Genomic DNA, 22,191 nt, shown 5'->3' on the forward strand with positions numbered 1-22,191 from the left:
CCGCCGAGCCTATCCGATCGGGATTGTGTCGGCGAGCGTCATCGCCCCGTGCAGGCCACCGCTGTCCCGGTCGGTCGGCGCAGCGCGAGATAGACCGTGCTCCACAATTGCGCTGCGTTGGATTCGTCGACATCCGCGCCCGCCGCGCCGAACGGCACGACGCTGTAGCGGCCATCGGCATAGCGCCACGACCATAACTCCGAACTCTGGACGCTCTTCGTCGCATCGATCCCGTCCCACAGGCAGGATTGCGCGCGGGTCAGTTGCACGCGGACGTCGGCCGGCAGATCGCGCCGTTCCAGCTGCCGCGCCAGCCCGGCCGCGACCAGCGCCTGCTGCCAGCTCCACACCACCGTGCCGTGATAGGCGTTGGGCGAGAATTTCCGCTGGATCGCCGCATCGGCAAAGGCGGGATTGGCGACGAGCATGCCCGCGCCCGTGCGCAGCCCCGCCGGGAACGCATCGATGAAGCCACCCGCCATCACGCGCAACGCGTCGTCCGACGGCGTTTCGAACAACAGGGCAAAGCCCGGATCGCTGTTCTGCACTGGGATCGGACGTCCCTGTGCGTCGAGCGCGATCGCCGGGAAGCGGACCGGCGCAGTGCCGATTGCCGCAAGCGCGGGCGCGGCGGGCACGCCGATCGTGCCAGCGTAGCGGCTCACCGCCTGCCGTGCCGCGGCGGCGGGTAGCGTCACGTCGAACAGCGGCGGGGCCTTGGCGCGCCATATATCGGCGACCGCACGGGCGCCCGCGAACGCCGGCGCGTCGCTGGCAGACAGATAGGGACGGAGCAGCCCGCTCGCCTGCAACGCCGCGGCGGAATCCAGCGCGGCGGGGACCAGCACGGCGTTGACGTCATAGGGAATGCGCCCGCCCGCCAGCCCGTCGTTGCTGTCGCGCCATTCGCCGGCATCCATGCCGGGCTTCAGCGCGATCAGTTTGGCGGCGACCGGGTCGCTGGCGAAGGGTGCCGCCTGCTGCAGCACGAAGCGCAGGTTGCGCACCATCCGCGCGCCCATCGTCTCAGCCCCGACGCGCTGCGCCAGGAACGCCGCCGCCCGCGTCCGCCCACGCGGATCATCGAGCAGCCACGCCCGCGCGACCGGGGCGAGCATATAGTCGCTGTCGACCATGTTGTAATTGTAGACCGGCGCGTCGGATAGGCTTCCGTCCGTCTTCTGATGGTCGAGGATGGCGAACTCGCCGATATCCTCCTCATGCGCCACCTCGCCCTGCGGCGACAGGCGGGCGAGGACGGAGGCCAGCCCCGTTTCCACCGCCGCGGGTTGCAGCGCGGGCATTAGCAGCCGGACGGACATCAGGGTGTCGCGCCCGAAATAGGTGTCGAAGCGCCACGACCCCGCCAGATATTTCTCGGCATAGCTGAGGAAGGTCAGCGCGTTGCGCGCACCCGGATCGGGCTGCGCCCTGGTATTGAGCAGGTCCGCGCCGCCACGCGGGGTCAGCGGCGTCTCGCCCGTCAGCGCGGTGACGGCGAAGCGGATCGTTCCGTCCTTGCCGGCACGGATGGCGCCATCCTTGATCGCACCGCCGGTCACCCGCATCGCGAGGTCATACCCCGCCGCCCCGTCGAGCCGATCGCGCGACCAGCGGATCGTGTCGCCGGTCATCCGTGCCGGCGTCAGCACCTCGGCGGGTGCCTTGCCCAGCGCCTGATAGTCGCGCAGCACACGGATGCTGGAAAGCACCGCCTGGCGCGGCACCAACCGGTCCGCTGCGATCGTCGCCACGAAGCGTACGCCGTGCAGCGGGCGCCCCTTGGCATCGCGCGTCGTCACCGGTTGCGGTTCGCCCTCCAGCCGCCATTCGGCGTCCTTGGCCAGCGGTTCGAACCAGAGAGCGGTGCCGCTACTGCCCGCCGGAAAGGCGACGAGCAGGCGGGGTTGCTTGCCCGATCGCAACACGACATGCGCCGCGACCGGGCCGGCGCGCGTGAAGCTGTTGACGTTCAGCCCCTCACGCACCGCATAATGCTCGACCTGAGCAGGCGCGGCGCCCGCCCCGGTCAGCACCAAAGCCATCGCCAGACCGAGCGACAGCCGCAACCCCGCCTTCACCCTCACAGCTTCAGCGTCGCGCTGAACAGCGCGTTGCGACCGACGATCGCACGGCCGTAGAAATAGCCGTTGACGATCGTCTGCGTCTGGCCCTGCCGCGGGTTGCCTTCGGTGAAGCCCTTCGTGTCGGTCAGGTTGTCGACGCTGACCGACAGGTTGAGCCGCGGCGTCGCGTCGATGCTCGCACCGACCGAGAAGACGCTATAGTCGGGCAGTGCGATGCCGTTGCCGCTGTCGGCGAAGATCTTGCCGATATACTTCCAGCGACCATAGATTTCACCCAGGCCGCCCGGCAGGATGAACGACGGCGTCACCGTCAGCAGCTTCTTGGGCGTCCGCTCCGGCGTGTTGCCGTTATACTGCGGCTGCGCCACGCCGTTGAAGCGCAGGTTGCTGAGCTTGGGGTCCTGATAGACGCCCTGCACATCGACGCTGAAGAATTGCACCGGACGCAGCGTCGCATTGACCTGCACGCCGTTGGTGAAATTGTCCGCCAGCGCATTGCTCGCCTGCGCCGGGTTGGCCGGGTTGATGAACTGATAGTTCTGGTCGCGGAATTCAGTGCGGAAGCCGATGACCGAGGCGTTGAAGCCCCGCGCATTGAACCGCACGCCGCCTTCGTACAGCGTCAGCCCGGTCGGTGCATGCGTACCGCCCGTGTCGCCGCCGTTCGTCTGGAAACCATGCGCACCGCGCACGTACAGCGCGACATGGTCGGTCAGCTCGTAGTTGATGCCGGCAGTATAGGCCCAGTCGGAGTAATTCGCCGTCTGGCGCGTGTAGGTGCCATTGAACGTGCTGCCGACGTTGTCGTAGATCCCGGGCGTGCCGGCTGGGACGAGCGCGTTGGTTCCGGCGGTATTGCCGATGTCGACGCGGACGTGCTGGTGTTCGTAGCGCGCACCGAAGTCGATGTGCAGCTTCTCGCCGATCGTCAGTTCGTCGTTGAAATAGGCCGACAGCGACGTGACCTCGTCATTGAACAGGCCCTGACCCCAATTGCCGTAATTGACCATGCCGTTGTTGGTCAGCGACCCGATCACGCCGCCCCCGGCGTTCAGCGCCACCATATCATAGACGTTGGAATCGTTGCGTACGTCGTTCAGCACGGTCGCGACCGCCGACTGGTTGTTGCGACGGCGTACGTTGTACACCATGCCGCCGACGGTCAGCGAATTGTCGATGTTGCTGCCGCCCGCATCCCACTTCACGCCAAAGTCGCTGCCGAAGTCCTTGGTCGCGAGCGTCTGGTGGTTGAGCACCGTCTGCTGGAGCAGGCCGTTGCCGTTCAGCGCGTTCAGCGTCGCCGTATCCGACGCGGCGATCACCTGGCCGGTGCGGATGTTGCGCAGGCCATATTGCGCGGTGTTGGGGAAGCGCGCCGCCGCCACCTGGAAATAGGTGAGCGTCGAGCCATTGAGCGGCGTCAGCCCGGCGAGCGGCGAGACGGCCGGATTGAGGTAGTTGACCGCCGAGGTCAGGCCCGCCGTGCCCGATCCGCTGCCCGGGAAGATGCCGTTGAAGTCGTACGATCCATCCAGATAACGCGCGCGACCGAACAGGCGCAGGCTCGGGGTGACCGGCACCTCGACATCCATGCGATAGGTCGTCGACTTGACGTGGACGCCATCGGCCGAGCTGAAGCGGCGCAGGCTCTGGCCCGTCGCGGGCGAATTGGGCACGAGGAATTGGGTGAAGCCGCGCCCGCCGACATCGTCGCGCTTCAGGTCCAGGCTCGGCACGCTGCTGATCGTGCCGTCGGTGGCGACGCGGAACGGCATGTCGGCATAATAGGGGAAGTGCTTGTCGCCATGCTTGACGGTGAAGCGCACGAAGCCGCCGCCAGCGAACTGCTTCTCCAGCATCGCCTTCACGTCATAGGCGTTGAAGGTGAACGGCGTGCGCCGCACGCCGCGCTGCGACGTGACATAGCCGCCGACGTTGAATGCCCAGCCATCTGCGATCGGTGCGGAGAAATAGCCGTCGGCGCGCAGGTCGCCATAGGTGGTGCCGGTGTAGCGCACCATCGCGGTCGCCTTGTCGTGATCGGGCTTCATCGAGATGAAGTTGATCGTCGCACCCGCGCCGTTCGGCGCCAGCACGCCCGACGTGCCGCCCTGCACCGCTTCCATACGCGCGATCGTGATGTCGTTCTGGAAGTAGAAGTCCGCGCCGCCACCGCCGTACAGGATCGGCATGCCGTCCTCTTCCAGCGTGATGAAGCTCTGGCCGCCGCCACGCAGGCCGCGCACCGAATAATTGTTCGAGATCGGGCCCGCCGTGCCTTCGACGAACACGCCCGGCACCAGTTCGAGCGTGTCGGCGGTGGAGCGCGGTGCCTTGCGCAGCAGGTCGGCGGCATTGACCAGCGTCACGTTCGATGACGAGTTGAATAGCGTCCGCTTGTCGGAGGTGTTACCGGTGACGATGATGTCGTTCTGCGGGTTATCGTCCGCGGTGGCGGTGTCGGCGACCTGCGTGGGGTCGGCGCCGGTCGGAGCGGCGGTCGTGTCCTGCGGCGTGCCATAGCTGACGGTGCGCGGGGCAGCCCCCTGCGCGCCTGCAGCGATCACCGCTGTACGGCCGTCGAACGAGACGAGGCGCAGGCGGCTGGTCGCGATCAGGCGACGCAGGCCTTCCTGGATGCTCAGCTGGCCCTTCACCGCCTCGACCGTCTGGCCGCGGGTGACGTCGCTGGGCGCGAGGATCTGGATGCCGGCCTGCTGCGCGAAGCGGACGAGGCCCGTGGCGGCGGGCTGGCGCGGCACGTTGAACGTGCGGACCGCGGGCTGGGCGGCGACGGCAGGCGTCGCGATCCCTGCGGCGATCGCCGCGACCGAAACCAGAGGCAGACTGAAGATATGACCTGTGCGCATGGAACCCCTCCCTGAAACTGTGTCCGCGCTTCGCATGGCGCGTGCCCTCAAGGATGTATTGCGGCCCTATTTCCGTCAGTGGTGGACGAATTATTTTGCGGGGACGATCCGCGTTACCTCGCCCCCGCTGGACAGGGTATGCCGTTCGACGCGGCCGCCAACCATCGCGGCGCTGGCGTTGGCGAAGCCTTCCATGTCGTAGGTGCGGAACCAGCCGACCACGCGCCGCCCGGCCAGCGCCGGCGCCACCTCCAGCCGATCGCTGTTGTAGCGGTTGAACTCCGCGACGGCGTCGCGCAGCGTCATGTCGTCGAGCACGATGCGCCCGTCGCGCCACGCCAGTTGCTGGTCCGACGTCTGGGCGGAGACCGTGCGCACCGCGACCCGCTCGCTGGCGTCGATCGTCGCGGCATGGCCGGCGCTGACGTCGATCGGTGCGACGCCGCTTCCCTCGGTCCAGATGCGCACGACGCCCTTTGTCACCACGACCCGCGCCGCATCCCCCTGCCGCCGGACGTCGAAGGCGGTGCCGACCGCCTGCACCCGCACGGGTCCGCTCGCCACCACGAACGGCCGCTTGGGATTGTGCGCGACCTGGAACCACGCCTCGCCGCTCGCCAGTTCGACGTTGCGGCGCGCGGGCGTGAAGGCCACGCGCAGCGCCGTGCCGCTGTTGACCACCGCGACCGATCCGTCGGCCAGCGGCATGCGCCGGATCTCGCCGAGCGCGGTGTCGATCCGCGCCGCCCGATCGGGCCACAGGCCGATCCCGACCCCGGCAACCAGCGCCGCCGCGACCGCCGCACCGCCCATACGCCACCATCGCCGGCGCGATGGCAGGGGGTCCTCGTCCTGCACCTCCGGCTCGATCCCCGACAGCGCGCGCCCGCGGTCGAGCAGGCTCAGCGCCGCCTGCGCGCGCAGCAGCGCGCCGCGGTGGCGCGGATCGTCCTGCAACCAGGCGGCCAGCTGGGCCTGCTCCGGCGCATCGAGCCCGCGATCCAGCGCGGCCGCCCAGCGGCTGGCGGTTTCCGCGATCATCGCCGCGTCTCCCCGTCGCGGCCGCGCGCGCGCGGCACGGCCGCCGGTCGGCGGCGACGGATCGGCAGTTCCGCTTTCTCTTCCTCGGTCAGCTGTTCGAGGATGCGGCGCAAGCCCCGCGCCACGTCATTCTCGACCACCGTTTCCGATATCCGCAGCCGTGCGGCGATATCGCGCTGGCCGATGCCTTCGATCTTGCGCAGGCGAAAGATGGTGCGCGCGCGGTCCGGCAGCGCGTCGATCAGCCGCTCGATCCGCGCCAGCGCATGGCGGCCGGCGACGATCTCCTCGGGCGATCCGGCGGGTTCGGGCACCAGTTCCAGCTCGGCAAGCCCGCTCGCCGCCTCGATGCTCACCACGCGTTCGCGCCGGATCTGTTCCAGCACCACGTTGCGCGCGGTGCGGAAGACGTAGCGCAGCGGATCGTCGATATGATCGAACCGGTCCAGCCCGCTGATCCGGCAATAGGTTTCCTGCACCACATCGTCCACGTCCACCGTCGGGAAGGCCGCACGCAGCCAGACGCGCAACCGCCGCTCATGCGGCAGGATGTGACGACCGACCCAGGCAACTAGCTGATCCGAATGCACGGCTTCTCCCCGACACCCCTAGATGCAGCAGCACGCACTTTCCGTCGATGGCCTGTCGCAATTGCCACCGGACATGTCGGAAACCTGTCGTCGAGTTCACTTGCCTCGGCCCCGCGCCGCGCCGCATCCTGCGCCGCATACGACGCTGGAGGGCAGTTCGAATGCGCAAGGTCCTGATCGTGGCACTGACGACATGCGGCCTGGCCATCGCGTCGCCCGCGATGGCGGCGCCCCGCGCAACGGTGGCCGACGGCACGCTGCCCATCACGATCGACGGCACCGGCTATCAGCTTGCCGCGCGCGTGTACCGACCGGCGGGGTCGGGACCCTTCCCGCTGGTCGTGATCAACCACGGCACGCCGCCCGACAAGAGCAAGTTCCCCGGCGTCGAACTCGGCTTCGTCCGCGCCGCCGCCTGGTTCGTCGACCATGGCTATATGGTCGTCACCGCCCTCCGCCCCGGCTTCGGTACGTCGAGCGGTTCGTATCTCGAGGCCGCCGGGCGATGCCAGGACGAGAATTACGTCGCCGCAGGTGAGAAGACCGCCGCGGTCGAGCGCGCCATCGTCTCCGCCGCCGCAACGCTGCCGGGTGCCGATCCCAGCCGGATCGTCGTGGTCGGCCAGTCCGCCGGCGGCTTCGGCGCGGTCGCGCTCGCCGATGCGCCGCCGCCGGGCGTCGTCGGCGTCATCAGCTTTGCCGGCGGGCGTGGCGGCGACGGCAAGGAGCATATCTGCGGCAGCGAAGACCGGCTGATCGCCGCCGAGGGGCATTTCGGCGCGGGCAATCGCGTGCCGCAAGTGTGGCTCTACGCCGCCAACGACCATTTCTTCCGCCGCGATCTCGCCCATCGCATGTATGCGGCCTATGCCGGAGCTTCGACGCCGCCAGTCACCTTCGTCGGCCTGCCGTCCTTCGGCGACGACGGCCACAAGACCTTCGCCAAGGCCGATCCGTCGGTGTGGGAACGGCCGGTCTCCGCGTTCCTGAAGCGCGTGATGCCGGCGGGGCGATAGCGGCCGCTACAGATATTTCAGCCAGGCGATGTCCCGCCGCCGCGCCTTGAACCGCGCGAACCAGGCCGTCGGCAGGTAGAGCGGCACGATCAGCGCGACATACCACAACAGCACCCAGCCGTAGTCATCGACGCCGAACGTCGCGCCATGCGTCGCCCCCCAGATCGCAAACGCGCTGTGATAGAGCAGGCGCAGGACGGTGAGGTGCAGCAGGTAGAAGAACATCGGCGCCGCCCCGAACACCGCGAGTGCCGCAACCAGCCTAGTGCCATCCAGCCGGTCGAACGCCGCGAGCAGCAGCGCGCCGCAGCCGAGCGTCAGCAGCAGGAACAGCAGCGAGGGCGGATATTTGGTGAGCGCGAAGACGCTCATCCACGTCCGCATCGCATCGCCCGCGACGACGAACCACGGCGCATCGCCATAGACGTTGGCCAGCCGCAGCGCCGCGAACAGCAGCAGCATGGCGCCGCCGGTCATGACCAGCCGCCGTCGGCGGGCGGCCGCGGGTACGTCGCCGCCGAACCACGGCCCGATCGACCAGCCGAGCAGGATGACGCCGATCCACGCCAGCACCGGATAGGTCGTCTTGGCGGCCAGTCCGAACGGCAGCGCGATTACGTCACGCTGGTGCAGCATCGCCCACAGCGGGAACAGCGGATCGCCGGCACGCAGATGGATCGGATCGAGCAGATTGTGCCCGCACACGATTCCCAGCCCCACCGCCAGCAACACCCGACGCGGCAGGCCGATCAGCGCCGCGAGCACGATCATGCACACACCGATGCACCACATCACCTGCAGCCAGATCGTCGGACTCGCGACGCCCCAATACAATTCGGACAGGTAGAAGACGTCGAGCGCCATCAGCACCAGCCCGCGCTTGACCAGAAACGCGCGCGTTTCCGCCAGCGTATGCCGGATGGCGAACAGATAGGCCGACAGGCCGGTCAGCACGACGAACACCGGCGCGCACAGGCTCGCCGCCAGCCGCCCCAGATACAAAGCGGGCAAGATCACCCGCGCATCGACCGGATCGGGCACGGGAACGTGCAGGAACCATGTTTCGCGTAGGTGATCGAGCAGCATCACCAGCATGACGAAACCGCGCAGCGCGTCGATCCCCTGCAATCGCAGGCGCGTCACGGGACGAGCGGCGCGCCGCTCCCCCGTGTCCGCCACCATCGTCGCCGTGGCGGGCAAAGCAGCCGTCATCGTCGCCAGTCTCCGTGGGTTCGCCCGGTGCGCAGGACCACGACGATGCGGCGCAACGGCCGGTGCCCTTTGGTCGATCAGGGCATCCGGCACAAGCCGAATGTTACACTATATCAGCACCGATACGGTCGAACGGTGCCTCGGCTCGTCAGAAGACCGCCGGCATCTCCGCCGACGGCAGGCTCGCGCCCAGCCGCCGTGCGATCGACGGCGCGATCGCGCGCATGTCGAGGACGCCCAGGTCTTTGCCTTTGGCGATCCCCGGCCCGGCGACGATCAGCGTCGATCGCATCGCCGGGTCCCAGGGGACGTAACCGTGCATGCCCTTATAGACGGACGGCTTCGCGATCGGCGCGGCCGGGTCGCGCCCCGTCTCCGTGCCCGGCTGCATCGCGACGAGGAAGCTCGCCTCGCCATCCCCGCCCGCCTTGGCGATGGCGCTGCGGTCGAGAACGCTGGCGATCTTATACGCCGGATTCGCCGCCATCGCCGCGAGCACGCCGCGCACCTTGGCGAGCAGCGCGGCATCATCGGGCCGGGCGAGGCGGATCGCTGCCGTGCCGCCCGCAATCCACGGCATCGCCTGCCAGCCCGTCACCTGCCCCTTGGCATCGAGCGTGATGAGCCCCGCATCGATGAACGGTTTGAACAGATTGATGTCCGTGCTCACCGGCAGGAAGCCATGGTCGGATACGACGACCACCGTCACGTCCGGCATCGCCGCGCGGGCCGCGCGCACCAGCCGCCCGACCAGCGCATCGGTCGCCTCGATCGCCGCCTTCGCCGCCGCCGAATCCGGGCCGTCGTGATGTTCGGTGTGGTCGATGCCGGCGAGGTACACCGTCGTGAACTGCGGCTTGTCGGCCAGCAGCGCCTCGGCAAAGGCCACGCGCTGCGCATCGCCCTCCACCGTCTCGTCGATCCCCTGCGGATAGCGGGCACCGACGCGCCGCTCCAATCGCGCGACGAGGCCGGGCGTCGCCAGCGCGGTCAGCAGCTTGCGATCGTCCTCGGTGCCGGCCCGCCAGATCTGCGGCAAATTCTCATCGATCCCGGTCGCGCCGACGGTCACCGGCCAGTGGACGTTGGCGGTCAACAGGCCCGCGGCATGCGCCGCCTGCCACAGGGTCGGCACCTTCACGTCCGACGTATACCAATACCAGCCGCCCTGGTTCTTCTGTTCGGGGTCGAACGTCAGGTTGTTTACCACGCCATGCCGGCCGGGCGACACGCCCGTCACCAGCGTGGTGTGGCTGGGGTAGGTGAGCGTCGGCAGCACACCCACCACCCCTTGTGCGCTCGCGCCCTCCGCCCGCAGGCCGCTGAGCACGGGGAGGTTCATGCCCCGTGCCTTCGCGTCGCTGATATCGCCGGGGCGCAGGCCGTCGAGCGAGATCAGCAGCACCGGCGATGCCGCTGCCGGGCTTGCCAGCAGCAGCGCGATGAGGGTCGCGAGCCGCCGCATCAGAAGCCCCGACGCAGCGTGACGAAGAACTGGCGCGGCGCACCCGCCAGCAGCGTCTGATTGTCCCCGCTCGCGGTGAAGCCGTTCGACCCGATCGTCGAGATGTACTTCTTGTCGGTCAGGTTGGTCACGCTGCCCTCGATCGCGAAGCCATGGAACATACCCGTGCCTTCGCCGAAGCGATAGCCGATGCTGGCATCCACCAGCACGCGGCCGGGCACCGACTGGTCGTTCAGATAGGTGAAGTAGCGCTTCGACATATAGTCCGCGCCGGCGCGGGCGAACACGCTGCCGTCGTCATAGACGATCTCGCCCTTCACCATATGCTCCGGCGTATCCACCACCGTCTTGCCCGCGGTCGCGGTCAGCACGGTGCCCGCAGCATTCCGCACGTCATTCTGATAGGTCGCGTGATTGTACGAATAGCTGGCGAACAGCGAGAGCGGCTGGACGACACGGTAATAGGCCGACACTTCGGCGCCATAGCTGTGGACGCTGCCCGCATTGTTCAGCGTCGGCGGGTTGCCGATGATCCCCGCGCCGTTCGAGAAGGTGAGCAAGCGGTTCGAGAAGTCGATGAAATAGCCCGCCGCCGACAGCTGCAATCCGCCGCTGCGCACGCGCGCGCCGCCCTCGACCGTCTTCGACGTTTCGGGCTTCAGCGTGTTGCGGATGCCGTTGAAGCCATCCTGCGTCGTCGCGAACGGACCGGTCGTCGCCGACGAGACGAAGGCGCGCATGTTTTCGGTATAGCTGGCGAACAGTTCCGCACCGCCACCCAGGCGATAGACCGCACCGACCTGCGGCAGGAACCAGTCCTCCGCCTTGATCTTGCCGTTGACCAGCGTGCCCACCAGCAGGTTCGCCTGGTTCTTGACGCGCATGCCCTTCCAGCCGCCGTTGAGCGTCAGGTCGCCGAGCGTCAGCGTATCCGCCACGAAATATTGCAGCGTCTCGGTGTCGTACTTGCCGTTCCACTGCGAGCGATAGGCGTTCGACTGGAAATCGCGGGCGTTGCGATCGGGCGTCGTGTTGCTCATCCCATAAAAGCGCCGCGCCTGGGTAAAGCTGTTGCTTTCGTACCAGCCGCCGAACTCCAGCCGGTTCGCGCCCGTCTCCAGCGTCAGGCGCGTGATGTTGCCGCCCCGATCGATGCCATATTCGGTGGTGCGGAAGCCGAGCGGCGAGGCGAGGTTATAGGCCGCGGTCGATGCGAGCGGCAGCGGCTGTCCATTACCGCCGAGCGCGCCGGCCGGCGTCGGCGAATAGGGCGTGATCCACGACCCCTGCCCCTTGTTGTGGTGGTAATAGGTCGTCGAGACGATCGACAGCGCGTCGGTCAGCTTGCCGTCGAACGTGACGCCCGCCAGCCAGTCGCGCCGCAGGCCCGCCGCATCATAATAGGCATCGTCGGCCGTGCCGAACCCGCTCGGCAGCGTAAAGCCCGCGCCGGTCCAGGGCGCGACATACCCCACCGACGATCCATTGTTCGCCGCCTGATAGGCCGCCAGCGTCGCCTGATTCTGGTAGACGCGCGCGATCTGCAGCGCGAGCGGGTAGTTGTCCGAGATATTATCGTTGTTCAGCCCGCGGCGACGGATGATGTCGATGCTGAGGTCCTGATAGTCGTTTTCGCGACGGTCGGAATAATCGACGAAGGCGGTGATGCTGCCACGCGATCCCAGATCCTCCATCAGCTTCGCATTGACCTGATGCTGGCGCTGCGAACCGAAGCCCTTCCACTTGTCGGTGGTGAGATAGCCGTAGCTGATATAGCCCTTCAGCCCGCCGCCGAGATCACCCGTGTCGAGCCGCGCGAAGCCGCGCCACGTGTTGTTGCTGCCATAGGTGCCGGAGCCGACCAGGTCGAACGTGTCCGACGGCTTGCGGCTGACGAATTCGATCGTACCGCCGAGGTTGCTGGTCGACGCGGTGCCGAGCGCACCCGCGCCCTGCGCCACGGTGGTGCTGGCGAGGTTTTCCGAAATCACCGCGCGGCTGATGTGCAGGCCGTTGACGTTGCCGTAGCTCATGTCGCCCAGCGGCACGCCGTCGAGGGTGAAGCCAAGCTGGTTCTGGTTGAAGCCGCGCAGCGATATGCGCGTCGACCATTCATAGGCCCCGAAGGCATCGGCCGACTGGAAGTTCACGCCGGGCAGCTTGGCGATCGCCTTCAGCGGCGACGTGCCGGGGGTCAGGCGTTCCATCTCGATCGCCGACACGGTCTGCACCTGACGCGTCCGGCCGAAGCCGAGCACGACGATGTCGCCCGACGGAGCGTCGGTGGCATCCGCGGTGGCGGGCGTTTCGGTCTGCGCCATCGCGGCGGCATCCGCCGACACGGTCTGCGCCGCGGCATTACCTGCGACGAGCGCAATCGGCGCGGCACACAGAAGCCATTTGCAAGCGATCATGATGTAGGTCCCCTTTGGCCCATTCGGCCTGTCGGGGCGGCATTGGGCGGCGATCGTTACGGCCGTGCTACAATTCGGCATGCCCGTCATGACGCATCAAAGACAGTTCCGTGACACCCCCCGCCCTTGTTCGGGCCTTGCGCCACGGCGTCATCGAACCGCCGCAGACATGTCACCGATCTGTTGTCGCGGTGCAGCAAAACTGCCGCGAAAGCGCTCTACCGCGCCGCTCAGCCGCATACGTCTTTGCGGTTGTGGGGGAAAACCGAACATGATCCGTCCGTCCGTGTCGCTACTGGCCGTAGCCGTCGCATCCGTCAGTCCCGTCGCCGTCCGTGCGCAGCAGGCGCAGACGGCCCCCGCCCCTGCGGACGATACGACGGATGCCGCCGGGGAGCCCGCCGCCATCGTCGTCACCGGTGGCCGCACGCGCACCGCGGTGGAACTGCCCGGCACCGAGATGCAGAAGATTCTGCCCGGCGTCAGCCCACTGAAGGCGATCCAGACGCTGCCCGGCGTGCTGTACGTCACCGCCGACCCGTGGGGGAACAACGAACAGAACGCCCAGATCTTCATCCATGGCTTTGCCGGCAACCAGCTCGGCTATACGATGGACGGCATCCCGCTCGGCGACCAGAGCTACGGCAATTACAACGGCCTGTCGCCGCAGCGCGCGGTGATTTCGGAAAACGTCGGCCGCGTCGTCGTCGCGACCGGCGCGGGCGATCTTGCCACCGCGTCGAACAGCAATTTGGGCGGCACCGTCGAAACCTATTCGTCCAGCCCGCTGCCGACGCTCGGCATTCAGGCCGCGCAGACCGTCGGCAGCTACGACACGTCGCGCACCTTCGTGCGGATCGACACCGGCACCTTCGGCGGCGGCACCAACAGCGCCTATGTGTCAGGCGTCCGCCAGCGGGCCCGCGCCTGGGACTTCAACGGCATCCAGGGCGGCTGGCAGGCGAACGCCAAGTTCGTCCACGATGACAGCCTCGGCAAGCTGACGCTGTACTTCGACTATAACGACATGACGCAGCCGAACGAGGATTCGACGGTCTTCTTCAAGCCCTCGGCCGGCAACACCGCCAGCGCGACGCAGCTCTACACGCCCTATACCAAGCCGTTCTTCTACCCGGACTTCAACGGCTATCGCACCAATTACCTCAGCGCGCTCGGCAACTCGCCCGCGGCGGAAGGCGGCAATTACCGTAACTATTACTCGGATGCGCAGCGCACCGATTACCTCGCCTATGGCCGGTACGAGGCACGCCTCGCCAAGAACATCACGCTGACCAACACGGCCTATTATCATCACAATGACGGCGTCGGCGTCGTCGCGGGGCCGCTCGGCCAGTCGATCACGACCGCGCAGGCCTATCTCGATCCGGCGTATGCGACCTTGCCCAGCAACTGCCGCTTCACCGCCAATACCAACGGCATCCGCCCGACGAACTGCACCGCGCGTACCGATGCGCAGGCGGCGGCGGCCGGGGCCGCGCTGGTCACCGCGACGGGCGGGTCGGGCCTGATCACCCGCACCACCGAATATCGCATCGACCGCTGGGGCGTCATCTCCGCGCTCGACCTCGATCTCGGCGCGCACAAGATCGAACTGGGCGGCTGGTTCGAACACAATAGCACGACGCAGTGGCGTCGCTGGTATGGCGTCGACGTCGACACACCGGGCAACAGCACGCCTTACATCCGCCCGCTCTCGGTCGCCCAGCCGTTGTTCACGCAATATCAGGGCGATGCGAAGATCGAACAACTCCAGCTGCACCTGCAGGACAGCTGGCAGGCATTCGACCGGCTGCTGATCCAGGCCGGCTTCAAGACCAGCGCCCAATGGGCGACCGGCCGCTTCCCGGTACAGCCGGTGGCCGGCTCGCTGTCCGGCCTGACCGGCAATTTGCCGCAGGGGCGGATCAATACGCTGCGCTGGTTCCTGCCCGCCGTCGGCGCGACCTATGACGTCAACGGCCACGAACAGCTTTATGCCAACGCGCAGAAGAACCTGCGGCAATATCAGGCCTATCTGGCGGGCGGCGGCGGCCCGTGGTTCACGGGCAGTCAGGCGGCGTTCAACGCCTTCGCGCAGAGCGGCCGGCCGGAAAGCAGCTGGACCTATGAAGCCGGCCTGCGCAGCAACCGCAGCTTCGGCGGCGGCATCGGCTTCAGCGCGCAGGTCAATTACTACCACGTCGACTTCCAGGACCGGCTGCTGGCGATCTCGACCAACCCCGGCGGCATCGCCGGCGGTGCGATCACCGGCGGCACCTCGATCCTGGTCAACGTCGGCAACGTGAAGACCGACGGCGTCGACGCCGCCTTTACGCTGCGCTTCGGCCGCATCCTGTCACTGTACAATGCCGCGTCGTACAATCTGTCCAAGTACAAGCGCGACTATACCTCGACCGCCAGCGGTATCGGTGCGGCGACGGACACCTGCATCGGCGGCTATCTGGTCAGCGGCGGCATTGTGCCCACCTGTGGCAAGCAGCTGCCCGGCATCCCCAAATGGATGAACAAGTCGGTCGCCACCCTCTCGCTCGACCCGGTCGAGGTGCAGGTGATCGGCGATTATGTCGGCGCGCGCTACGCGACGTTCAGCAATGATGCGAAGGTGCCCTCCTACTTCCTCACCTCGCTGCGCGTCGCGGCGCGGGTGCCGGATGGCGTCATCCCGCTGCGCAAGGCGGAGCTGGCGCTCAACGTCACCAACCTGTTCGACAAGAAGGGCATTTCGACCCTCGGCGTCGGATCGGCGACGAACAATTACTCGGGCTTCCCGATCCCGCCGCGTCAGTGGTTCCTAACACTGTCGGCCGCCTATTGAGGCCGCCCGCCAGCCAACATCACGCCGTCCTCAGCAGCGCCGATGCACCCATCGGCGCTGCTTTTCTATGGGCTGCATGCCCCACCAACCCGACATAACGATATAAAGATATCTTTATATCGCGCTTGACAAATGCCGCGCGATCCTGCCTAAGACGGGTGTCGAGGTTCCCCATCCCAGGCATGGCGATGGGGCTAAGACGGGAAGCCGGTGATGCCCCCTGCGGGCAAAATCCGGCGCTGCCCCCGCAACTGTAAGCGGCGAGCGGCGGTTCCAATTCGTGTCACTGGGCGCTGCACCCGCGCCCGGGAAGGCCGGAACCACCGCGTTGACCCGTGAGCCAGGAGACCTGCCTCCGACGCCATAACGTTCCTCGGACGGGGGTTCCTCCGGTGGATCGCGCTTGACGCGGACGGTCCACGGCGCACGCCATCCGGGCCTCGCTTACGCCTTGCGCGCTCTTCCATGCCCCTGTTCGTCAACAGCAGGTGAGTCATGACGAATAGCGGCTTTACGTTCACCACAAGCAGCATCCCGTTCGACGAGGACTATCGCCCCGCCGACACCACGCGCATCACCACCAATTTCGCCAACCTGGCACGCGGGGAGAGCCGCCGGGACAATCTGCGCAACACGCTGGTGATGATCGACCGGCGCTTCAATTCGCTGATGCATTGGGACAATCCGACGGGTGACCGCTACACCGTGGCGCTCGACATCGTGTCGGCCGCGCTGCGCATCGGCCCCGATGCGCAGGACGAGGCGTTTCCGCTGATCGAAATCCTGCACACGCGCGTCACCGACACGCGCAGCGGCGCGTGCATCGCCGGCATGGTCGGCAACAATTTCTCGTCCTACATCCGCGATTACGACTTCAGCGTCGTGCTGCCCGATCATCTGCGCCAGTCGGGCAACACCGGTGCGCCCGCCCAGTTCGGCGACCTGCACGGCAATCTGTTCAAGCATTTCCTGTCGTCGGACGCCTATCGTGAGCAATTCGACAAGCCGCCGGTCATCTGCCTCAGCGTGTCCAGCAAGCAGGTCTATCACCGGACGACCAACGTCCACCCCATCCTGGGGGTGGAATATGCGGCCGACACGCGCTCGCCCACCGATCTGTATTTTGCGAAGATGGGGATGACGGCGCGCTACTTCATGCCGCCGCACAGCGTCGCGCCGCTCGCCTTCTACCATATCGGCGATCTGGTCGACGGCTACACCAACCTCGAACTCGCCAGCACAATCAGCGTGATGGAGACCTTCCAGAAAATCTATCGCCCCGAAATCTACAACGCCAATTCGGCGGCCGCCGCCCGCTATCAACCCAGCCTGGACGAGCAGGATTATTCGCTGACCCGCATCGTCTACGATCGCGAAGAGCGCAGCCGCCTCGCCGTCGAGCAGGGCCGATTTGCCGAAGCCCATCTCATCAAACCGCATGGCCCCGCGCTGCAGCGCTGGTCCGCGACCTGCGGCCTGTGATCGCCCCGAACGCGAAGGTATCCTGATCATGACGACACTCCTGCCGACGACCACCGCGGGCAGCCTGCCCAAACCCGCCTGGCTCGCCCAACCCGAAACGCTCTGGTCGCCGTGGCGGCTGGAGGGCGACGACCTGATCACGGGTAAGCAGGACGCGCTACGCCTCGCGGTCGACGACCAGCGACAGGCGGGGATCGACATCGTCGGCGACGGCGAACAGACGCGCCAGCATTTCGTCACCACCTTCATCGAACATCTGGACGGCGTCGATTTCGAACAGCGCGAGACGGTGCGCATCCGCAACCGATACGACGCCAGCGTACCGACCGTCGTCGGTGCGGTGTCGCGCCCCGCGCCGGTCTTCGTCGATGATGCGCGCTTCCTGCGCGCGCAGACCCGCCAGCCGATCAAATGGACGCTGCCCGGGCCGATGACGATGATCGATACGCTCTACGACGCGCATTATCGCAGCCGCGAGAAGCTGGCCTGGGAATTCGCGTGCATCCTCAATGAGGAAGCCCGCGAGCTGGAAGCGGTGGGCGTCGATATCATCCAGTTCGACGAGCCTGCCTTCAACGTCTTCTTCGACGAAGCGAACGACTGGGGCATCGCCACGCTGGAACGCGCCGCACAGGGGCTGAAGGCCAAGACCGCCGTCCACATCTGCTATGGCTATGGCATCAAGGCGAACACCGACTGGAAGAAGACGCTCGGGTCCGAATGGCGGCAATATGAGCAGACCTTCCCCAATCTGCAGGCCTCGACGATCGATATCGTCTCATTGGAATGCCAGAATTCGCGCGTGCCGATGGACCTGATCGAGCTCATCCGCGGCAAGACGGTGATGGTCGGCGCGATCGACGTCGCGACGGATCGCGTGGAAACGCCCGAAGAGGTCGCAGACACGCTGCGCAACGCGCTGCGCTTCGTCGATGCGGACAAGCTCTACCCCGCCACGAATTGCGGCATGGCCCCCCTCGCGCGCAGCGTCGCCCAGGGCAAGCTGCACGCGCTGGCGGCAGGCGCCGCGATCGTCCGCGCGGAAGTGTCGGCCTGATCCTCCGGCACCGGGCTGACGGCGTTCGTCAGCCCAGTCCCTGCGACATCGCCCACTGCCGGAACAGCTCCGGCCACGCCGCCGCCGGCTTGCCGGCCGCGCGGCGCAGGCCGAAGCCGTGGCCGCCTTTCGCAAACAAATGGGTTTCCACGGAGACGCCCGCCGCCTTCAGCGCCGCGCGCATCGCCAGCGTGTTGTCGACGGCCACCGCGTCGTCGTCTTCGGCATGGACCAGGAAACAGGGCGGCGTATCGCGACGGACGTTCGAGGCCGGACTGTGCGCCGTCTCGAGAGCGGGCGAGGGATCGGGCCCGAGCAGGTGCGTCCGCGACCCCGCATGCGCGAGCGGCGGCGTCATCGACTGGACGGCATAGAGGAGCGCGGCGAGGTCGGGCCGTGCGGACAGCCGGTCCGCCGCATCGACCGGCGCGTAGGTCGACCGGGCGAAGCGCGTCGCCAGGTCGCCGCAGACGTGGCCACCCGCCGAAAAGCCCATCGCCGCGACGCGATCCGGGCGGATACCATAGGAATCGGCCCGCGCGCGGATCAGGCGCATCGCGCGCTGCGCATCGGACAGCGCGACATCGGGTCCTGCCGCCCACCCCTCGCCCGGCAGGCGATAGAACAGGACGAAGACCGTATAGCCTCGCTCCGCCAGCCAGCGGCCGATCTCATAGCCTTCCTTGTCGACCACGACCCAGCGATAGCCGCCGCCGGGCATCACCAGCACCGCACTGCCATTCGGCACGCGGGGCCGGAAGACCACGAGCCGCGGCCGGGTGATGCCATGGACCGCGCGGTCGCGGACCGCCGGGTCCGTGCTGCGCTCGTCGATCACCTCTTTGGGCGGAGAGGTGGGCATACCGGGGGCGCCGCCCGGCCACAGCAGGATGGTTTCGGACGGATCGGCGGGGACCGCCCCCGCCGCGGGGCTGCGCGCGCGCGTCGCTGCCGCCATGCCAGCCGCCGCAAGCGTTCCGAGCAATGCCTGACGGCGATCGATGCCAGCCACCCGCATGTCCTCCATCAACGCGTGCGCCGGCGTTGATGACCGGCGCACCCACCCCCTCACATCTTGAAGCGCGCGCCGATCAGCACCGTTCGACCGAAGTGATTGTATTCGTAGTTCCGGTTGGCATCGAGATCGGTGTAGCGATCACGATACTCGTCGGTCAGGTTGGTGCCCTCGAGCGACAGTTCGACATTCGGCGTCAGCTTGTAGCGGACGGAGGCATCGACGTTGATCGTCGAATTATAACCTTCGAAGATGTTGCCGGTGCCGCTGTTGGCATCGATATACGGCCCGCGATAGCTGATCGACCCGCGCGCCGAGAACTTGGCGTCCTCATAGTAGAGCGTGCCGTTATACTGCCGCTTCGACAGACCGAACAAGGTCGCATTGCGCGTCGAGCTGACGAGCGGCCCGAACGAGCAGGCCGCCGCCGGCGTGGCTCCCGGCACGCAGGCCGACACCGCCGGACCCTGTACCAGATAGTTCGCGTTCGAATCGACGAAGGTCGCGTTGGCGAGCACGCCGAAATTCTTGAGGAAGCCCGGCAGGAACTTGAACGTCGCCTGCAGCGCGATCTCCGCGCCCTTCAGCGAAGCGCCCGTGCCGTTCACCGTGGTGGTGATCGTCCAGATCGGCTGCGCCTGCTGCGCCGGATTGAGCGCCGCGGGCGAAGACGCCGCGAGCACCGAGGCCGGCAGGCCGGTCGAGGTGAAGGTCGCGTTGGTGATCGACTGCGAGACCGGGAAACTTTCGACGTTCTTTTTGAACAGCGCCACCGACAGGATCGACTGCGGCGCGAAATACCACTCCGCTGCGAGGTCGTAGGCGGTGGCACGGAACGGATTGAGCTGCGGATTGCCGAAAGACACGCGATAGTTGAAGCCGTCGGCCGAACCGCCGGGCGTCAGGTTGCCGAGCGTCGGGCGCGTCATCACCTTGGCGGCGGAGGCGCGCAGGATCAGCTTCTCGGTCGGGAACAGCGCGAGGTTCACCGCCGGCAGCCAGTCGTCATAGTCGCGCTTCACCGTCACGACCGCACCCGAGTTGATGCCCGTCGATCCCTGGGCGGTGTGCGCGTAGCGCATGCCCGCGTTGAGCGCGTAGCGGAGGCCGGCGAGTTCGCCCTTCGCATCGACCTGAAAATAGCCCCCGCTCACCTCTTCGGTCACGCTGCGGTTGTCACCGACGACCAGCGTCGGCGTACGGCTATAGAGCTTGGTGTAGGCGGTGGCGGCATCGAGATTGGGAACCAGCCATTGCGTCGTAGTGCCCGACGGCTGGCCCGCATTGCCGAGCGTGAACAGCTCGCTGAGTGCGGGCGTAACCTGATAGCCGTAGACGGCGTTGGGACCGAACGCGCTGGTCGGCGAACAGGTGATGGTGCCCAGCACCAGGTCCGTTCCGCCATTGCCGCAGATCGCCGTGTCGCGCTGGAACGAGACGCTGTCGAAATCGAAACGACGGTACATGCCGCCGAGCTTCAGCGTATAGCCTTCGGCGACGTCCCATTCGGTCCGCAGCTGCGCGGTGCGGAACTTATTGGTCACGGTGGACGGGCGATCGCGGATTTCGGCGAGCTGGAAGTTCGCCGGATCGGTGACGCTCGTGCCGAAGCTGAGCAGCGGCGTGCGGCTGTTGGTGTAATCGAACTTGTAGCCCTGCGCGTCGCGATCGTCGAACACGACGGTGGTTTCCACCGGAATGTCGGCGGTCGACTTCGAGAAGCCGCCGAGCACCGTGAAGCGGAACGTGTCCGTCACATCCTGATCCCAGCTGCCGCCGAGCTGGTAGAATTCCGTTTCCGATTGACGCTTGTAATGCTCGGTCCGCACCCACGCGTCATTGAGCGTGCCGGAGACGAGGTTGTTCTTCGAATCGTACACGGGGTTGATGAGATCGATCGAACGCTCGTTGGAACGCAGCAGCACCTCCGCCCATTTCTCCTCGCGCGTTTCCTTGAAGCGCGAATAGAGGCCGTCGATCGAGACCTTGGTTGCCTCCGACGGCGCCCATTGGACGCTGCCGGTGACACCGAGACGCTCGCGACCATGGAATACTTCGCCATAGCGCGGGATGCGCGGGTGGAAGGCGAGCGCCGCCTGGTCGCACGCTGCGCTGGAGCGGTAGAAGCCGCCCGCATTGGCGACCAGGGTCGTGCCGGTATTGCTGTTGTAGAAGCACGGCGTGCCGTTGACCGAATCGAACCGCGCCTGCGCCCAGCGCACCGTGTTGTTGCCGAGTTCGAGATTGTCGGTCTTCTGATACGCCGCCGATACCGACGCGCCGAAGGTGCCGTCGGGCGATTTGTACGACAGCAGCCCGGCGAGGCGCGGCCGCGTGTTCTTGCTCAGATCGTTGTAGCTCGCCTGCGCCGACAGCACGCCGGTGAAGCCCGTCTTGCCGCCCAGCGGGTTGCCGGTGTTGAGGTCGACGACCGCACCGAGCGAACCTTCGTCGAGGCTCGCCTCGGCGGTCTTGTGGACGACGATCGAGTTGAAGAGCTCGGAGGCGAAGACGTTGAAGTCGAAGGCACGATCACGGTTCGATGAGGCGCCGTCGGTCGAGGTCGCCACCGTCTCCAGGCCGTTGACGCGCACGCGGGTGAACTGCGCGCCAAGACCGCGGACGGTGATCGCGCGGCCTTCGCCGGCGTCGCGCTGGATCGAGATGCCGGGAATGCGCTGCAGCGATTCCGCGAGGTTCTGGTCTGGGAACTTCGCGATGTCTTCGGCGACGATCGCATCGACCGAAGACACCGATTCGCGCTTAACATTCAGCGCGGCGTCGAGGCTGCGGCGGAAACCGGTGACGACGATATCGGGCGCGGCGCCGTCGCCGTCCTGCTGCGGTGCGGTCACCGCCGCGCCGTCCGCGGCCTGCGGCGTCGCTTCCGTCGTCGTCGGCACGACGGCGGTCTGGGCGGGGGACGGATCGGTGTGGGTGGGCGTTCCCGGCGACGCGGTGGCCGGGATCTGCGCCGCCTGCGCCAGCGCTGCACCCGGCATCGCCAGCGCCAGGATCAGCGCGCCCGCCGAAATCCCGCGCAACTGCCCTGCGCGCACCGTCTTCCGTATCGCAACACCGTTCGCCATCTTGCTCTCCCCTGCGG

Annotated in this window: 13 protein-coding genes and 1 riboswitch; of the genes, 4 read left to right on the plus strand and 9 right to left on the minus strand. The window is 67.1% G+C overall.

Annotated elements, in window-relative coordinates; genetic code table 11:
- Positions 1–38: 38 nt before the first annotated feature.
- The 4 genes from ACP7A3_RS04990 to ACP7A3_RS05005 form a co-directional block, all read right to left on the minus strand.
- The gene (locus ACP7A3_RS04990; RefSeq protein ID WP_426255121.1) at positions 39–2,087 is read right to left on the minus strand and encodes a hypothetical protein; all 2,049 of its coding nucleotides are present in this window, start codon (positions 2,085–2,087) and stop codon (positions 39–41) included.
- Positions 2,084–4,957 (minus strand): TonB-dependent receptor domain-containing protein, encoded by a 2,874-nt coding sequence (locus ACP7A3_RS04995; protein ID WP_426255120.1) that lies wholly within the window; start codon positions 4,955–4,957, stop codon positions 2,084–2,086. The genes ACP7A3_RS04990 and ACP7A3_RS04995 overlap by 4 nt, the downstream gene beginning before the upstream one ends.
- A gap of 90 nt (positions 4,958–5,047) precedes the next feature.
- Positions 5,048–5,998 (minus strand): FecR family protein, encoded by a 951-nt coding sequence (locus tag ACP7A3_RS05000; protein WP_426255119.1) that lies wholly within the window; start codon positions 5,996–5,998, stop codon positions 5,048–5,050.
- A complete protein-coding gene (locus ACP7A3_RS05005; protein ID WP_226341845.1) occupies positions 5,995–6,588 on the minus strand; it encodes an RNA polymerase sigma factor in 594 nt (197 codons plus the stop codon). Before ACP7A3_RS05005 ends, ACP7A3_RS05000 begins: the two co-directional genes overlap by 4 nt.
- 161 nt (positions 6,589–6,749) lie before the next feature.
- Here ACP7A3_RS05005 and ACP7A3_RS05010 point away from each other — a divergent pair, with 161 nt between their 5' ends.
- On the plus strand, positions 6,750–7,604 hold the full coding sequence (locus ACP7A3_RS05010) for an alpha/beta hydrolase family protein (RefSeq protein ID WP_426255118.1): 855 nt from the start codon (positions 6,750–6,752) through the stop codon (positions 7,602–7,604).
- 6 nt (positions 7,605–7,610) lie between these two features.
- On the opposite strand, the gene ACP7A3_RS05015 is transcribed toward ACP7A3_RS05010, so the two are convergent.
- The 3 genes from ACP7A3_RS05015 to ACP7A3_RS05025 form a co-directional block, all read right to left on the minus strand.
- The gene (locus tag ACP7A3_RS05015; RefSeq protein ID WP_426255117.1) at positions 7,611–8,816 is read right to left on the minus strand and encodes a DUF1624 domain-containing protein; all 1,206 of its coding nucleotides are present in this window, start codon (positions 8,814–8,816) and stop codon (positions 7,611–7,613) included.
- A 148-nt stretch (positions 8,817–8,964) separates the two neighbouring features.
- Positions 8,965–10,281, minus strand: a complete 1,317-nt coding sequence (locus ACP7A3_RS05020) for an alkaline phosphatase family protein (protein WP_426255116.1) — start codon at positions 10,279–10,281, stop codon at positions 8,965–8,967.
- Positions 10,281–12,695, minus strand: a complete 2,415-nt coding sequence (locus tag ACP7A3_RS05025; RefSeq protein ID WP_426255115.1) for a TonB-dependent receptor domain-containing protein — start codon at positions 12,693–12,695, stop codon at positions 10,281–10,283. Before ACP7A3_RS05025 ends, ACP7A3_RS05020 begins: the two co-directional genes overlap by 1 nt.
- A 271-nt stretch (positions 12,696–12,966) precedes the next feature.
- Here ACP7A3_RS05025 and ACP7A3_RS05030 point away from each other — a divergent pair, with 271 nt between their 5' ends.
- From ACP7A3_RS05030 to ACP7A3_RS05040, 3 genes are all read left to right on the plus strand, one after another.
- Positions 12,967–15,531, plus strand: a complete 2,565-nt coding sequence (locus tag ACP7A3_RS05030; RefSeq protein ID WP_426255114.1) for a TonB-dependent receptor — start codon at positions 12,967–12,969, stop codon at positions 15,529–15,531.
- A gap of 148 nt (positions 15,532–15,679) precedes the next feature.
- Positions 15,680–15,902, plus strand: a riboswitch (cobalamin riboswitch).
- Positions 15,903–16,026: 124 nt separating this feature from the next.
- A complete protein-coding gene (locus tag ACP7A3_RS05035) occupies positions 16,027–17,013 on the plus strand; it encodes a putative oxygenase MesX (protein ID WP_426255113.1) in 987 nt (328 codons plus the stop codon).
- 28 nt (positions 17,014–17,041) lie between these two features.
- Positions 17,042–18,070 carry a methionine synthase gene (locus ACP7A3_RS05040; RefSeq protein WP_426255112.1) on the plus strand — a complete coding sequence of 343 codons (1,029 nt, stop codon included), beginning with the start codon at positions 17,042–17,044 and terminating at the stop codon, positions 18,068–18,070.
- Positions 18,071–18,098: 28 nt separating this feature from the next.
- Here the strand turns inward: ACP7A3_RS05040 and ACP7A3_RS05045 are convergent, their stop codons facing one another.
- Positions 18,099–19,088, minus strand: coding sequence for an alpha/beta hydrolase (locus ACP7A3_RS05045; protein ID WP_426255111.1), 990 nt, complete (start codon positions 19,086–19,088; stop codon positions 18,099–18,101).
- 50 nt (positions 19,089–19,138) lie between these two features.
- On the minus strand, positions 19,139–22,174 hold the full coding sequence (locus ACP7A3_RS05050) for a TonB-dependent receptor (protein ID WP_426255110.1): 3,036 nt from the start codon (positions 22,172–22,174) through the stop codon (positions 19,139–19,141).
- Between the last annotated feature and the right edge of the window lie 17 nt (positions 22,175–22,191).

It is taken from the genome of Sphingomonas sp. DC5200-1 (genome assembly GCF_049897245.1).
In the GTDB taxonomy this organism is placed as follows: domain Bacteria; phylum Pseudomonadota; class Alphaproteobacteria; order Sphingomonadales; family Sphingomonadaceae; genus Sphingomonas; species Sphingomonas aquatilis.